Below are 14,189 nucleotides of genomic sequence, written 5' to 3' on the forward strand. Positions count from 1 at the left end.
CGGTTCTACGGGATTCACCGCTTCGCTCTAGCGATTGGGGCGTCTCATCTTTATAAGGGCCGGCAGGGCAGTACGCGCTGCCTCGGGGTGTGGAAACCCCTACTCAGCGGTCGGTGCCAACCGGGAAGGCACCAAGGATCCTCTGGCCTTACGGCCGGGGGCCTGTGACGCATGTCCAGGCGCCTCGGTGCTAAAGGTCGCAGGACCGTCTGAGTACGGTTTCCAACCCCCGGCTTGGGATCAGGGATTGACGTTTGCGGGGGCGCACCGCGGACGACCTTTGAAGAAGAAGGCGGATGGGAAACGACCAGAACTGCGCTGTGCAGCCGGAGCACAAAGTCACGCTGAGGCCGGTCGTCGGCCTGACCGAGCATCTCCCCAAGCGAGATCTCGAACAAATCACAATTCAGGCAATCAGGACACATCGGCGCCTCCGCGACGCGGCCGAGGCGAAATATGAGGAATGGCGCAGGTCGCCGCCTGTTGCCAACTGTGAAAGCGTAGGTCCCGCCCGCATCGCCTATGTCAGCGCGATGATCGACATGCATGCCCAACAGACCCTCCTTTCGACGCTCCTCGACGTCCTCGGCCATGTCCCGCCGGTGCCGGTGGAGTGATAGGAGCGAACCGCTCACATCAGCTTCACCTTCGTGGTCAGAGCCGTATCAAGAGCTGCAGTGTCCCATTTGTTGCCCTTGGACATGCTAGAAAGGGACTGTCTGCATAACGAAGAAGGACAGCCATGATGCCTATATAGCCGCCGCACCGGAGCAGTTCCGCGACATGTTGGGCCAGCTGCGCGCGCAGTTATCGCGGGCGCGGCCAGGCGCCGAAGAAGTCATGATGTACGATAGGCCCGGATTTCAGATCGAAGGGACGATCGTCGCGGGCTATGCCGCCTTCAGCAAACAATGTGGTCTCTATGTCGATCCGGGTGCAATTGCGGCCCATGCAGACGAGATCGCATCTTCGAAACTCAAGGCGACTAAGACCGGAGTTACGTTCTTGGTGAGTAAGCCTATTACTGATCAACTCGTTAGGAAATTGGCAGTGAGTTCGCGAAGCAAGAAGGGATTCTAGGGCCTTTTCTTCGGCAACGCAGTACCTGGCTTATTTGGACCTGAAGCGTTCGGCTAACGCGGAGATTGGTTAGTCAAATTTCGAATGCGGCTTGGCCTCGTCGCCATCGTTTGACACTGTCGTGTTATTGAGAGGTCCTGACCTCAATTCCACACCGCCAGCCGATGGCCGGTTGCGAAATCATCCACGGTAGACCCCCGGGAACATGATGTCCTGGTCGACGAGGACATTGAATTTGTATCCCGGTCGAATCTCCAGCGTTGGCTGAACGTCGAGATTGCGATTGATCGTGCGCTCCGCCACGCGTCCGAAGGTCTCCGCGAAATTCCGCCGCGCGGCGTCCTCGGCGCTGTTTCCATTGTCGAACGGATTGTTGTTCTGCGGGATCGCCATGTCCATGCCAGCGCCGATGACGGCGAGCAGGATCGCGGACCCAAATGTCTTCAGATAGTGGTTGTTCACCTTGTCATTGAAGCCGCCATAGCCCTCGGCATCGGTCCCGGCCATGCCGCCGATCTGCAGCGTCGATCCGTTCGGGAAGATGATGTCAGTCCAAACGACGAGCACGCGGGACTGGCCGAACGAGACCTTGCTGTCATAGCGACCGAACAGCTTCGTTCCCTGCGGGATGAGCAGGCGGTGCCCGGTGGCGCTGTCGTAGACGTTCTGGCTGACCTGCGCGGTGATGCGGCCGGGAAGGTCGGAGTTGATGCCGGTGATGAGCGTCGCGGGGATCACCGAGCCGCGCTTGAGCTCATAGAGCGAGCGCTGCGGCACGACCTGGTTGGGGAGATAGCCGAGCTCCTTGATGTCGGCATTGAAGAAGTCCTCCTTCGTCCGTTGGGCGTTCGGGTCGAGGTTCTGGCCGGTGAGGCCGGCGCGGAGCGCGGCGCCGTAGAGATCCGCGGCCGCGCCGGCGCCCGTGGCACTGGCGCCAGCGGGCTGCGAGGCCGCGGGATCGCTCCGCGCGTTGCTGCGCAACTTGTCGACGTTGACGGCGATCGGTGAGTCATAGGCCGTGTCGTTGGCCTGCATCCGCGCCATGCGTTGGCGTTGCAACTCGCGATAGTATTGCTCATCGGCCTCTCGCTTGAGCCGAGCGCGCCAAACAGCGTCCGGCTCGCCTTCCGCCGTCGCGCGCTCAGGCTGGACGATGGCGGGCTTTGGCGCGGCCGCCGGCTCGGTTCGTTCCGGAGGCGTCGGCTGAAACACCGGCGCCTCCGCGGGATCGCCGATGATCCCGTCCGAGACGCCACGCTTCAATTGGTCGGCATAGGTGGACGCCGGGGCACCACCGGCCTGCTCGATCGACGGGTTGCGCGAAAAATACAGTCCGCGCGAGCTTAGCCCGTAAATGATCACGGCGAGGAAGGCGACGACCAGAGCGATCGCGATGACGATCGGCAGGCGATTGATCCGCCGGATCTTCGGTTCGGCCGCTTCCCCGCCGAGCTTGAGGGATTGAACCATGTTCCCCTCCCCTCACCCGCGCTGCATGACTGACAACGGACTTGTCGGCGTCGCGCCGGCCGCGGTCGCGGTGTAGGCGCGGCCAAGATCGAGCGAGCCGGTCGAGAGGCGCGCGAGCACCTGGCCATCATAGCTGCCGATCACATAGGCGAGCGGAATGAGCTTCTCGCCTTCGGCCTTCTGATCGCTGACCACGGCATAGCCCCAGGTCTTCAGCGAGGCCTCGAGCGCGCCGCCAAACGGCGAGCCATCGGGCTTCAGCACGATGGTGCCGGTACCCGGTCCGACATGTTCGGCCAGGCGGCTGACCATGTCGCCGGCGATGGCGCTTGCCGCGGGACCTGAAATCTCCTGCGGCGCGGAGCTGGCCACGAGGCTTTCGGTTCCGAAGGTTTGGCAGCCGGCGAGCAGCGCGGCGGCCAAGGCGACGACAAGGAGGCGGGGGACGAGGTGTCGCGGGGTCATCACCTACCCTCCCCTGCTGATGGTGATCTTGTCCTGGTGCCAGCCGACGCCGGAGACGAGCACGGCGCGATCGACGTTGTAGTCCACCACCATCATGTTGCCCTTCATGCGGTAGTTGACGATGCGGTTCTGGCCACCGGAGACGACGAAGAGCACCGGGGCGTCCTGTCCGGACATCGAGCGCGGAAACTGGATGTAGGTCTTCTGGCCGTCCGAATAGACGCGGGTCGGCCGCCAGCCAGCATTGCCGCTGACGCTGTACTGGAAGTTCAGCTGCTCGGCCGGCACGCCGGCGCCCGGGATGGTGCTTGCCTCGAGCCTCGCGTTGATGTCGGAAAGGCGGGTCGACACGTCCTCGGGATATTCGAAGCCGATGCGCGCCATGTACTGGCTCTGATGCGATTTGAGCTGGATGTGGTAGGTGCGCCGCGACGTCGTCACCACCATCGAGGTGACCAGCCCCGGCTCGGCCGGCTTGACGATCAGATGGATCGCCTGCCCGCCCACGGCTCCGGACGTCGCCGGCTCGACCTTCCAGCGCACCGTGTCGCCGACGAGCACATCACGCACCACCTCGCCGGCCTGCAGCTCGATATCGCAGACCTGCAGGGGCGAGCACACGACCGAGGGCTGGATCTCGCCATAGAGGAAGATCACCTTTCCGTCCGCCCCTCTGGTGACGAGCCCGCGCGAACCGCGCCACTGTCCGGAGATGTTGGTGCCGCGGGCCTCGTTCGCGCTCATCCCCTGGGCGGCGGCAGGCGCAGCGACGAAACCCGTCGCCACGACAGCCGACAGCACGAGCAGCATGGCGGCAATGATTGTTCCTTCTCTTGTCATTGGCGTGCGCGGGCCTTTCACAGCTGGGCGGTCCATTCGAAGTCCCGCAGATAGAGACCGATCGGATTGAGGCGGATGACGCCCTCGTCCTGCGGCGGGGTCAGTGTCACGGTGGCGATGCCCCGGAACCGGCGCACGGCGGTTTCCTTGCCCTTCCGGTCGCGCTCATATTCGGTCCAGTCGATCTGGTAGCTCTGGTTGGAGAGCGGCACGACATTGTTGACCTCGATCGCGACGGTCGCGTTCTTCGCCTTCTCGAACGGGGAATTGCCGCGAAACCAGGCGTTGATCTTCTCAGTCGCCGGATCGGAGGTGCGCAGCAGCGCGTAGGTGCGATCGATGTATTGCTTCTGCACCACCGCGTCGGGCGTCACGCTGCGGAAGTTCGAGACGAAGGTGCCGAGCGTCGCGCGGACGACGCGAGGATCGGCATATTCGATCTGCTGGGGGAAGCCGGCTGTTACCGCGGTGCCGAGGCGGTCGACCTCGACAATGTAGGGCACGAGCTTGACCTGCGTGCTCTGATAGAGCGCGTAGCTGAAGCCGACCACGGCCATCAGCATGCCGGTGATGCCGACGAGCCGCCACGCGGCCGCGGCCTTGACGTAGGAGCCATAGCGCTCGTTCCACTCCTGGCGAGCGGCGATATAGGGATTGTCGGGCGGACTGGCGGCCATGCTGATGCGCGTCTCCCCTCACTTGTCCTCAATCGGCGGTGGCGGCGGCGGTGGCGGCGATTTCTGCCGCGACTGATCGAGCTTGGCGTTGGCCAGGCCGAGCAAGGATCCGGCATAGGCGCCCGGCGCCGCGATCGCCTTTTCCTTCGCCGCCGAGCCGGCCGCCCATCCCGCATTGCCGATGCCGGCTACCATGCCGCGCAGCGCCGCTCCCGCCATCGAGGAGCCACCAGCTCGCGCGCTCCTCGCCGCCGACGCGCCGGACATCGCCGCACTCGCCCCGAGGAACGCGCCGCCGGCGGCGAAGGTCGCTGCCTGGCCGCCGTGGCGGATCGCTTCCATGCCGCCGGAGATCGAGGCGCCTTGCACGACGCCCTGGACGATCGGCGGCACATACATGGCGATGATGAACACGACGACGGAGATGCCGGCGATCGCGAGCGTCGTGATGAACTGGTCGGATGTGGCCGTCGGCGCCTCGGCGAGGCCGAGCAGCACCTCCGAGCCGATGCGTGCGATCATGACCAGCGCCATCAGCTTCATGCCGACCGAGAAGGCATAGACGAGGTATCGGACGGCGAAGTCCTTGGTGAAGGACGAACCTCCGAGGCCGAGCATGATCATGCCGGCGAGCAAGCCGACATACATCTCGACCATCACCGCAATGAAGATCGCCGCGACAAGGCTGAAGGCGATGACGACGATGACCATGGCGAAGACAGCGGCAATGGCGAGTGCATTGTCTTCAAAGAGACCGAACTTCGCCTGCTCCGACATCTTGGAGGCGACACGGATGCCGGCGTCGAAGATGTTCGCCGGCGAGGCCGAGCCGCCATTGGCGCCGATCTGAAACAGGCTGTCGACGACCGCCTTGGCGAAGCTCGGTCCCCTGTCGAGGATGAAGGCGAACAGGCCGATGAACATGATCCGGCGCACGAGCTCGGCGAACCAGGCATCGAGTGAGGCTGCCTGCAGGGCGAGCCACACCGCGGCGATGCCGACCTCGATGCCCGCGAGAATCCAGAACAGGGAGCGCGCCGCATTCATGACCGTCGTCTCCCAGCCTTTCGCGGCCGTCGAGACCTGGTTCTCGAGCGTGGTCAACACGCTCCCCTGCTGGGCGAGCGCCGGTGCGCTGGCGAGCAGGACGAGGGCAATGATGATGAAGCCGATTTCGAGCGCGCGGGACGGACGGGTGACTACCATCGTGGTTTCATCTCCTGCCCGCCGCGCACCGGACGATCGGGATCGCCGCCGAGGAAGTCCTCGGCGCGCTGGCGCTGCTCCTGCACCGACGGCGCTGTGGTCTCCAGCCGGGGCGTGACGACGAACCAGATCACCGTGAGGCCGACGAGCGCGAGGACCGCCGCCAGCGCTGCCATGACGACCGGCCGGCTCACCAGCGCGGCTCCATCGTCTGCCCGCCACGGACACCGGGCGTCGTCGCGTTGAAGAACTGCTCGCGCCGGGCCTGCGCGAGATCCTTGTCCGCTTGCTCGGACTGGAGCCATGTCCCCATCATCGTCGTCTGCTGGGAGACCAGACCGCGAAGCTTCTGGAACTGCGCCACCTGCTGCGCCGCGATCTGATGGCCGACCTGCAGCGCCTTCATCTGCCCGTCGGCGGACTGCGACATCGTGCGGAGCGAGCTCATCGTCGACTCTTCCGACGAGAACTGCTCGGCGGTGAGACCGGCCGCCTTGAGCGTGCCGGCGATCGTGTCGCGATTGGTCGTCGACCAGTTCTGATAGGTCGAGGCGAAGGTCGCTCCGTTGGGGAGGTTGGTCTTGAAGTCGGCATAGCTCTGGAAGCGCTGCTTCAACACGTCGTCGGCATTGCTCATCGAGAAGGCGATGCCCTGCCCTTGAGCGGCAAGGCTGCGCAGCCGGTTGAGATCGTTCTCCACCTGCCCCCAGATGTGGTTCGGCAGCTGGGCGGTGTTCTGCAGCATGTTCTCGTAAATGCGCAGCTGGTTCTGGATCTGCTCCGCCAGTTGGGTGATCTGCGTGACTTGATTGTTGATCTGTTCGGTTGACTTCGTCACCATCGTCACGAGCTCGCCGTTGTTCAGGAGCTGCGTCCATTCGGTGGCGCCGCCGGCCGCCGATCCCGAGAGGGCTGGCGAGACATGAGCCATCGTCGCCACGAGGGCCATCGACGCGGCAAGACTAGCTTTGGTGAAGAAGGGCTTCCGCATCGCCTATTCCTCTCTGTTGGAGCCAGTGCGCCGGCCAGCTGTCGCCATGCTCGGCCTTCAGCGCGGCAATCTGCTTGAGATCTTCCTTGCCGGAGGCGCCGGCGAAGGAGAGCGCGACCGGGCCGAGCGCCATGTCGAAAAGCCGCCGGCCTTCGGGCGAAGCGACGTAGTATTCCCGCTTCGGGAGCGCGGTCGCGACGATCTCGATCTGGCGCTCGTTGAAGCCGATGCGCTCGTAGAACTCGCGTGTACCCGGCTCACGCGCCGCACCATTCGGCAGGCAGATCTTGGTCGGGCAGGATTCCTTCAGCACGTCGATGATGCCGGACCGCTCGGCGTCCGAAATCGACTGCGTCGCCAGGATCACCGCGCAGTTGGCCTTGCGCAGCACTTTCAGCCATTCGCGGATCTTGTCCCTGAAGGTCGGATGACCGAGCATCAGCCAGGCCTCGTCGAGCACGATGAGGCTCGGCGCGCCGGTCAGCCGCTTCTCGATCCGGCGGAACAGATAGAGCAGGACGGGCACGAGGCTTCGCTCGCCCATGTTCATCAGCTGCTCGATCTCGAAGGTCTGGAAGGAGCGTAGTGACAGCCCGTCGCTTTCCGCATCGAGCAGCTGACCCATCGGCCCGTCGACCGTGTAGTGATGCAGCGCTTCCTTGATCTCGCGCATCTGCACACCGGAAACGAAATCGGAGAGTGAGCGTCCGTTCGCCGACGCCATCAGGCCGACTTGGCGCGAGATGGCATTGCGATGGTCCGGCGTGATCGCCACGCCCTGCAGCGCCACCAGCGTCTCGATCCATTCCGACGCCCAGGCGCGGTCGCCGTCCGTCGCGAGCTCGGAGAGCGGGCAGAAGGCGAGCGTCGGAGCGCCATCGCCGTCGCTCTCGCCGATCTCGTAGTGGTCGCCGCCGGCGGCCAATGTGAGCGGCAACATCGAGCGGCCCTTGTCAAACGCGAAGATCTGCGCCTGTGCGTAACGCCGGAACTGCGCGGCGATCAGCGCCAGCAGCGTCGACTTGCCGGATCCGGTCGGGCCGAAGATCAGCGTATGGCCGACATCATCGACGTGCAGGTTCAGGCGAAAGGGCGTCGAGCCGCTCGCCACCAGCATCAGCGGCGGCGAGCCCGGCAGATAGTACGGGCAAGGTGCCGTCGGCGCGCCCGACCAAACCGAATTGAGCGGGATCAGGTCGGCGAGGTTGCGGGTGTTGATCAGCGGCTCGCGGATGTTTGCGTACCAGTTGCCCGGCAGGCTGCCGAGGAAGGCCTCCGTGGCGTTGATGGTTTCGATCCGGGCGCCAAACCCTTCGGCCTGGACGAGACGGCGGACCGCCTCCGCCTTCTCGCGCAGCCTGGCCTCGTTGTCGTCGAACAGCACGATCACCGGCGTGTAATAGCCGTAGGCGACGAGCTGAGATGAAGCCTGGGCGATGGCGTCCTCGGTCTCCGCCACCATCGCCATGGCGTCCTGGTCGACGGAGCCTGACCTGGTCTGAAAAAGCTGGTCGAAGAAGGGCCTGACCTTCTGCTGCCATTTCTTGCGCGTGCGCTCGAGGCGCGTGCGGGCCTCCTGATCATCGAGGAAGATGAACCGCGACGACCAGCGATAGGTCATTGGCATCAGGTCAAGGGAGTTGAGGATGCCCGGCCAGCTCTCGGCCGGAAGACCGTCAATGCCGACGACCGCGAGATATCGACTGTCGACCATTGGCGTGAGGCCGTGGCTGAACTCGGCCGTCGCCAGCCAATCCAGGTACATCGGGATTTCCGGCAGGCGCACCGGATGGTTCTCGCCGGTGATGCAGAAGCGGATGAACTGAAACAACTCGTCATAGCGGGCGGTCTGGAAGCCACCTCGCTCCTCGACCGATCGCGTCACCATGCGTCGGATCGACAGCGCGTTGCCGAGATACTGCTCGACCTCGCGGATCGAGGACAGGAAGCTGTCGAGGACGGTGTCGGCATAGCGTGCGGCACGGCTTTCGCTGTCGGAATAGACATAGCGGGCAAGTCCGGAACGCCGGCGCTCGGGCGGCCGCCAGGTCAGGATGAGCGCGTGGCGGCTCTCGAAGTGACCCCTGCCCTCCTGAAAACGCGCGCGCCGCTCGTCGTCGATCGCGCGGGTGACTGCATCGGGAAAATGGCACTCCTCGCGCGCCGGATAGTCCGACGTGGCAACCCGCACCGCCTCGACCTGGATCATCCAGCCGGTGCCGAGCCGCGACAGGATCGCGTTGATCTGCCGGGACACCTCGTTGCGCTCGGCATCCGTCGAGCTCTCGGAGTCAGGCCCGGCAAAATACCAGCCTGCCATGAGCGACCCATCCTTGAGCAGGATGACGCCGTTCGCCACGAGCGCGGCATACGGCACCAGATCGGAGAAAGACGGGCCCGAATGGCGGAAGGAGCGCAACGCCACCATGGCCGGTCCTCAGAAACGCCGCCAGGGCGTCGACGTCGGGCGGTAGTAGGGACGGTAGCCGACGTGGCGGGCATAGACGCGGCGCATCATCGGGTCGGCCTTGGCCATCATCCGCAGCGCCGCCACCACCACGACCCAGATCGCAACCCCGAACAGCGCCGAATAGGGCGTCAGAACGACGAAGATCAGGATCGCCGCAGCGAGGCCGGTCAGCAGCACGAGTTCGCGGTCGGCGCCGAGGAGAAGGTTCGGGCGCGACAACGCCCGATGGATGCGCGAGCGGTCGAGGTTCGATCCCGGTTCAGCCACGACCGCCCTCCCCTGCCCGCTCGATAAAGGGCGAGGACGCGACGTCGCCGATCGAGGCGCCGCTCGCGCCGAACAGCGCAACGATCTGGGTGGCTCCGAGAAGGATGCCGGCGACGAGCACGACATACATGAGGCGCCGCGCGAAATCGTTGAGCTCGCCGCCGAAGATGAGCATGCCACCGGCTACAGCGACCGCGGCCAAAGCGATGAAGCCGGCGACCGGCCCGGTGATCGACTGCTGGATCTGCTGCAGCGGGCCTTCCCAGGGCAGGCTGCCGCCGCCCGAGGCGAAGGCAGGCTCGGCGAGCACCAGCGCGAGCGCCAGTGCAGCGAGTGCAAGCTTGCACAGACGTTCACGCGACATGGCGTTCCTCCTTCGGCGAATAGGACTCGGTGCGATAGTGGCCATTGACGAAGCTCTCGACGTGCAGGACATCGCGGACGACGCGGCCCTTCGGCGTGCGTTCGATCGAGACGATGAGGTCGACGGCCTCGCCGATGACTTGGTGCATCGGCTGCTGGCTGGCCTCGGCTGTGAGTTGCTCGAGGCGCCGCAGCGCAGATTCGGCTGTGTTGGAGTGAATTGTCGTCACGCCGCCCGGATGGCCGGTGTTCCAGGCCTTCAACAACGTGAGCGCGGCGCCGTCGCGAACTTCGCCGACGACGATGCGATCGGGGCGCAAACGCATGGTGCTTTTCAGCAGCCGGCCCATGTCGATCGCGTCGCTGGTGTGCAGGGCGACCACATTCTCCGCCGCACACTGGATCTCCGCCGTGTCCTCCAGGATCAGGATCCGATCGTCCGGCGCCGATTCGACGACCTCTGCAATGACCGCATTGGCGAGCGTGGTCTTGCCCGAGCCGGTACCGCCAGAGATGACGATGTTCATCCGGGAGGTTATGGCGTTGCGGATCACGCAGGCCTGATGCTCCGTCATGATCTTCGCCGCGACATAGTCGTCGAGCGGAATGAGCCGCGATGCCCGCCGCCGGATGGTGAAGGCCGGCGCTGCGACGACCGGCGGCAGCAGACCCTCGAAGCGGTGGCCGCCGATCGGCAGCTCGCCCGACACGATCGGGCGATCCTCGTCGGCCTCAGAATGCAGCGCGTGCGCGACGCTCCCGATCACGATCTCGGCGGTGGCGGCGTTCATCTGCCCGGCCGGCGCGACGCCGTGGCCGAGGCGCTCAATGAAGAGGCGCCCGTCGGGGTTGAGCATGATCTCGACGACGGTGGCGTCATCGAGGGCGATGCAGAGTTGATCGCCGAGCGCCTCCTGCAGTTTGCGGACCAGGCGCGGATGGGAACGAAGCTGGGCCATGACCGTCCTCCTGGCTCAGGCCGCGCGCAGCTGCGGGCAGAACGTCGAGAAGTACGAGGTGGGCCGGACGCGCTCGAAGCTGCGTCGGTCGGCCGGCAGGATCCCGGCGACGGCGGTCGTCTCCCCGATCCTTCGCGGCTCCCCTAGCCGCTTCATTGGCCAACCGGCGCGGCTGAGTATGCGTTCGACGCGAAGGTCGGTACCCGTGACGATTTCCCGATAGCCGCTCACCATCGCCCATTCGATGATCGCGGCGAACATGGTGAGCGTCGCGTCGTGCAGCGACCCCCCTGCCCTGCCCTCGTCCAGCGCCGTGTCGACGCAAAAGCGGGAACTCTCGACCATGAAGGGGTTCGGCTTGTACAGGCCGGAGGCCGCCAGGTCCGGGAAGAGCACGTCCATCATGGTCGGCCCGTCCGCCGGCAGCAGCCGCGCGCAGCCGATGACCTGCGAGCTCGAGGAAAGCGCGACGATGTAGGTTGGCGAGAAGCCGTCGAACTGGTCTCTCTCGCGACCATCCTTCACATCGACCGCCCAGCCCAATCGATCCTTGAATACGCGGGCGCGAAGTCGATGCATGGAATCGACGAGATCAGCAAAGTCATCATGCGTATCGGCAGGAATAGCCAGTGCCCGCATCAGTATTGCTCCGATTCGAGTGTGTTCGGAGACAGGAGGCACGTTTGCGCACATGGCCGCGACTAGCGAAATTATGAGTGCGACTCGACGGAAGCTGCGCTGAGTCGCGCTGAGAACGAGGAAATCGAGGGCGAGAAACGTCCAAAATCGAACTCCCAGGGCTAATAGATTTACTAGCCAGTACTCGCCGCGCGTGCGCCCAGCGTCCGGCTAAATAACTGATTCAACGGAATAAACCGATGAAGGCGCGACGCCCTCCGACGCCTCGCGTTAATGACCTGTTAACTCTATTCTCCTTGCCACGCCGGGAGAATCGGGGATACTGGCGCTAAATTGGCCAGATCACATCATTCTGGCGCTATTTTCCTCGCGAGGCCAGTTGAAATGGGTGCGCTTCCACCTTTCGAATTTGATGAGAAGATCCTTGGCCAAGGCGCCGAGATCTCACGGAGGCTCGACCAGCTTCGTCTGGAGAACTTTCCGCCGGACGCGAAGAAGACGTTGCGGCGCTTCCCGATGTCCGAGGTTGCACACTACCTTGGGATTAGCCCCAACAATCTCAAGCGGCTTCATCTCGAAGGAAAGGGACCGGAGCCGCTCATTGCTGCGGCGGGCCGCCGTTTCTACACGGCCGAGCAAATGATGGAGTTGCGGCACTATCTCGACAAGAACGGTCGCTCGGACGCCAAGAAATATGTCCCCTTCCGAAAGCCGGGCGAGAAGTTGCAGGTCGTCGCCGTGGTCAATTTCAAGGGCGGTTCCGGCAAGACGACGACGGCTGCACATTTGGCGCAGCATCTTGCGCTGACGGGGCATCGTGTTCTGGTGGTCGACCTCGACCCGCAGGCGTCGCTCTCCGCATTGCATGGCTTTCAGCCGGAGCTGGACGGGAATCCGTCGCTCTATGATGCAATCCGATATGACGACAAGCGCCGTCCGATCGCGGATGTGATCCTGCCGACGAATTTCCCTTTGCTGGAGATCATTCCGGCCAATCTCGAGCTGCAGGAGTTTGAGTTCGACACTCCCCTCTCGATGCAGACGTCGAACGAAGGTAAAAGGTTCTATAGCCGGCTTGGACGGTCGCTCGCGGAGGTCGATGAACGCTTCGACGTCGTCGTGATCGACTGCCCCCCACAATTGGGTTTCCTCACTCTGACCGCGCTGACGGCGTCGACCTCCGTGCTGGTCACGGTCCATCCCCAGATGCTCGACCTGATGTCGATGAGTCAGTTCCTTCTCATGCTGGGGAACTTCGTCAAATCCATCCGCGAAAAAGGCGCTCCGGTGAAGATCGACTGGCTCCGCTATTTGATCACCCGGTTCGAGCCAACCGATGTGCCTCAGACCCGAATGCTGGGCTTCATGCAGACCGTCCTGGCCCAGGAACTGCTCAAGAATCCCATGCTGAAATCAACGGCGATTTCCGACGCCGGCTTGACCAAGCAGACGCTCTACGAGGTCGAGCGCAAGAGCTTTAGTCGCGACACTTACGACCGCGCGATCGAGGCCTTGGACGCTGTGAATTTCGAAGTCCAGGGACTGATCCACCGCGCATGGGGGCGGATGTGATGTTGACCGCCGTCAAAACAGTCAAAAGGCGTCGTATTTTCAACCGGATAGACGATATTGTGAGGTCGAGCGATGGCTCGTAAGAACCCCTTTGCCAGTATACTGACTGACAAGGATCAGCCCGCCGAACGTTCCGTCGTGGAATATGCGGCAAGGGGCGCGTCGCGCTCAATACTCGGCACGCTGGACGAAATGGCGGCGCGCGCCGACAAGCTTGCCACGGGCGAGACGATCGTTGAGCTCGAACCCGACACGATCGACGCCTCATTCGTGCGCGATAGGCGAGCGCACAACGAGCAGGAGTTCAATGAGCTCCTCGAGGCGATCCGCGAAAACGGCCAGAACTCCCCTATTCTCGTCCGCCCTCATCCCAAGGCGAGCGGCCGCTATATGGCTGTGTTCGGTCATCGTCGCCTCCTGGTCGCGAAGACGCTGGGCCGAAAGGTTCGGGCCGTCGTCAAGGAGATGGTGGATCGCGAACACGTCGTGACGCTCGGCCAGGAGAATTCGGCTCGGTCGAACGCACCGTTCATCGAGCGGGCGCTGTTTGCTGCCGACCTCGCCCGTCTCCGCTACGACGAGGACAATGCCATAATTCTCAAGGCGCTCTCGATCGATCGCACCACCTTGTCGAAAATGCTGTCGGTCGCGGCGTTGCCGGCGAGCATTCTTGAAGCGATCGGCGAGGCCAAGGGCGTCGGCCGTGATCGTTGGTACGAGTTTAAGCTGTTGATGGACAAGCCATCCAACCAAGACGTCGCGTTTGAGGTGATCAAAGAAGAGGGCTTCGCTGCCCTTCCGAGCGATGCGCGCTTCGATCGCCTTGTCCAGCGGCTCAAGGCAGTTCGGTCGCGAACGCGGGCGCAGGCCGGTCCCGAGAAGCGCAGTTGGTCGCCGACCGGAGGCTCCGTGTCGGCTGATATCACCGCGGATGCGAAACGCTTCATTCTGGCGATCAAGGCCAAAAGTTCGGAAGCGCGAGCATTCGGAGATTATTTGTCGGAGAACCTTGATCGCCTCTACGAGGCGTTCCGGCGGGATTCGACCCAACCGAGAGAGGAACCGTAACCGCAAAAGAAAAAGGCCCCCGAAACGAGTTCCGGAAGCCCTTCTCCTAGATTGAGCACCTAGAGAATCGCACTTCCGCGAATCGCAGTCAAGAGTCCTACAACAGGTCAAGACGTCGTTTT

Annotated in this window: 16 protein-coding genes; 4 read left to right on the plus strand and 12 right to left on the minus strand. The window is 63.8% G+C overall.

Annotated elements, in window-relative coordinates:
• Positions 1–296 precede the first annotated feature (296 nt).
• Both AAC979_RS21755 and AAC979_RS21760 read left to right on the plus strand, forming a co-directional pair.
• Positions 297–617: a transcriptional repressor TraM gene (locus tag AAC979_RS21755; RefSeq protein ID WP_244451523.1), complete on the plus strand. Its 321-nt coding sequence runs from the start codon at positions 297–299 to the stop codon at positions 615–617.
• Positions 618–783: 166 nt separating this feature from the next.
• On the plus strand, positions 784–1,080 hold the full coding sequence (locus tag AAC979_RS21760) for an iron chaperone (protein WP_371349222.1): 297 nt from the start codon (positions 784–786) through the stop codon (positions 1,078–1,080).
• Positions 1,081–1,260: 180 nt separating this feature from the next.
• On the opposite strand, the gene trbI is transcribed toward AAC979_RS21760, so the two are convergent.
• From trbI to traI, 12 genes are read right to left on the minus strand one after another with little or no spacing between them, the layout of a single operon-like run.
• Complete coding sequence (gene trbI, locus AAC979_RS21765) at positions 1,261–2,550, minus strand: IncP-type conjugal transfer protein TrbI (RefSeq protein WP_371349223.1); 1,290 nt, start codon at positions 2,548–2,550, stop codon at positions 1,261–1,263.
• Positions 2,551–2,562: 12 nt separating this feature from the next.
• On the minus strand, positions 2,563–3,015 hold the full coding sequence (gene trbH / locus AAC979_RS21770; protein ID WP_371349224.1) for a conjugal transfer protein TrbH: 453 nt from the start codon (positions 3,013–3,015) through the stop codon (positions 2,563–2,565).
• A 3-nt stretch (positions 3,016–3,018) separates the two neighbouring features.
• Positions 3,019–3,825 (minus strand): P-type conjugative transfer protein TrbG, encoded by an 807-nt coding sequence (gene trbG, locus AAC979_RS21775; protein WP_371349225.1) that lies wholly within the window; start codon positions 3,823–3,825, stop codon positions 3,019–3,021.
• 47 nt (positions 3,826–3,872) lie between these two features.
• The gene (locus tag AAC979_RS21780) at positions 3,873–4,532 is read right to left on the minus strand and encodes a conjugal transfer protein TrbF (protein WP_126280980.1); all 660 of its coding nucleotides are present in this window, start codon (positions 4,530–4,532) and stop codon (positions 3,873–3,875) included.
• A gap of 18 nt (positions 4,533–4,550) precedes the next feature.
• The gene (gene trbL / locus AAC979_RS21785; RefSeq protein WP_371349226.1) at positions 4,551–5,738 is read right to left on the minus strand and encodes a P-type conjugative transfer protein TrbL; all 1,188 of its coding nucleotides are present in this window, start codon (positions 5,736–5,738) and stop codon (positions 4,551–4,553) included.
• A complete protein-coding gene (trbK, locus tag AAC979_RS21790; RefSeq protein WP_371349227.1) occupies positions 5,732–5,932 on the minus strand; it encodes an entry exclusion protein TrbK in 201 nt (66 codons plus the stop codon). The genes trbL and trbK overlap by 7 nt, the downstream gene beginning before the upstream one ends.
• Positions 5,929–6,687, minus strand: a complete 759-nt coding sequence (gene trbJ / locus AAC979_RS21795) for a P-type conjugative transfer protein TrbJ (RefSeq protein WP_371349251.1) — start codon at positions 6,685–6,687, stop codon at positions 5,929–5,931. The genes trbK and trbJ overlap by 4 nt, the downstream gene beginning before the upstream one ends.
• 13 nt (positions 6,688–6,700) lie before the next feature.
• Positions 6,701–9,157: a conjugal transfer protein TrbE gene (locus AAC979_RS21800; protein ID WP_371349228.1), complete on the minus strand. Its 2,457-nt coding sequence runs from the start codon at positions 9,155–9,157 to the stop codon at positions 6,701–6,703.
• Positions 9,158–9,166: 9 nt separating this feature from the next.
• Positions 9,167–9,466 (minus strand): conjugal transfer protein TrbD, encoded by a 300-nt coding sequence (locus AAC979_RS21805; RefSeq protein WP_244450952.1) that lies wholly within the window; start codon positions 9,464–9,466, stop codon positions 9,167–9,169.
• Positions 9,459–9,830: a TrbC/VirB2 family protein gene (locus AAC979_RS21810; RefSeq protein WP_244450951.1), complete on the minus strand. Its 372-nt coding sequence runs from the start codon at positions 9,828–9,830 to the stop codon at positions 9,459–9,461. Before AAC979_RS21810 ends, AAC979_RS21805 begins: the two co-directional genes overlap by 8 nt.
• Positions 9,820–10,788 carry a P-type conjugative transfer ATPase TrbB gene (trbB, locus tag AAC979_RS21815; RefSeq protein ID WP_244450950.1) on the minus strand — a complete coding sequence of 323 codons (969 nt, stop codon included), beginning with the start codon at positions 10,786–10,788 and terminating at the stop codon, positions 9,820–9,822. Before trbB ends, AAC979_RS21810 begins: the two co-directional genes overlap by 11 nt.
• A 15-nt stretch (positions 10,789–10,803) precedes the next feature.
• The gene (gene traI / locus AAC979_RS21820) at positions 10,804–11,427 is read right to left on the minus strand and encodes an acyl-homoserine-lactone synthase TraI (protein ID WP_244450949.1); all 624 of its coding nucleotides are present in this window, start codon (positions 11,425–11,427) and stop codon (positions 10,804–10,806) included.
• Between the two features lie 384 nt (positions 11,428–11,811).
• Between traI and repA the strand changes: the two genes are divergently transcribed.
• Positions 11,812–12,999 carry a plasmid partitioning protein RepA gene (gene repA / locus AAC979_RS21825; protein WP_244450948.1) on the plus strand — a complete coding sequence of 396 codons (1,188 nt, stop codon included), beginning with the start codon at positions 11,812–11,814 and terminating at the stop codon, positions 12,997–12,999.
• Positions 13,000–13,071: 72 nt separating this feature from the next.
• Positions 13,072–14,067 carry a plasmid partitioning protein RepB gene (repB, locus tag AAC979_RS21830; protein ID WP_244451112.1) on the plus strand — a complete coding sequence of 332 codons (996 nt, stop codon included), beginning with the start codon at positions 13,072–13,074 and terminating at the stop codon, positions 14,065–14,067.
• Positions 14,068–14,189 lie beyond the last annotated feature (122 nt).

The sequence above is a fragment of the Ancylobacter sp. IITR112 genome (assembly GCF_041415945.1).
Lineage (GTDB): Bacteria > Pseudomonadota > Alphaproteobacteria > Rhizobiales > Xanthobacteraceae > Ancylobacter.

Coding starts and splice junctions, on each gene's coding strand:
- AAC979_RS21755 (WP_244451523.1), top strand. CDS start 297: ATGGGAAACGACCAGAACTGCGCTGTGCAGCCGGAGCACAAAGTCACG.
- AAC979_RS21760 (WP_371349222.1), top strand. CDS start 784: ATGTTGGGCCAGCTGCGCGCGCAGTTATCGCGGGCGCGGCCAGGCGCC.
- trbI (WP_371349223.1), bottom strand. CDS start 2,550: ATGGTTCAATCCCTCAAGCTCGGCGGGGAAGCGGCCGAACCGAAGATC.
- trbH (WP_371349224.1), bottom strand. CDS start 3,015: ATGACCCCGCGACACCTCGTCCCCCGCCTCCTTGTCGTCGCCTTGGCC.
- trbG (WP_371349225.1), bottom strand. CDS start 3,825: ATGCTGCTCGTGCTGTCGGCTGTCGTGGCGACGGGTTTCGTCGCTGCG.
- AAC979_RS21780 (WP_126280980.1), bottom strand. CDS start 4,532: ATGGCCGCCAGTCCGCCCGACAATCCCTATATCGCCGCTCGCCAGGAG.
- trbL (WP_371349226.1), bottom strand. CDS start 5,738: ATGGTAGTCACCCGTCCGTCCCGCGCGCTCGAAATCGGCTTCATCATC.
- trbJ (WP_371349251.1), bottom strand. CDS start 6,687: ATGGCCCTCGTGGCGACGATGGCTCATGTCTCGCCAGCCCTCTCGGGA.
- AAC979_RS21800 (WP_371349228.1), bottom strand. CDS start 9,157: ATGGTGGCGTTGCGCTCCTTCCGCCATTCGGGCCCGTCTTTCTCCGAT.
- AAC979_RS21810 (WP_244450951.1), bottom strand. CDS start 9,830: ATGTCGCGTGAACGTCTGTGCAAGCTTGCACTCGCTGCACTGGCGCTC.
- trbB (WP_244450950.1), bottom strand. CDS start 10,788: ATGGCCCAGCTTCGTTCCCATCCGCGCCTGGTCCGCAAACTGCAGGAG.
- traI (WP_244450949.1), bottom strand. CDS start 11,427: ATGCGGGCACTGGCTATTCCTGCCGATACGCATGATGACTTTGCTGAT.
- repA (WP_244450948.1), top strand. CDS start 11,812: ATGGGTGCGCTTCCACCTTTCGAATTTGATGAGAAGATCCTTGGCCAA.
- repB (WP_244451112.1), top strand. CDS start 13,072: ATGGCTCGTAAGAACCCCTTTGCCAGTATACTGACTGACAAGGATCAG.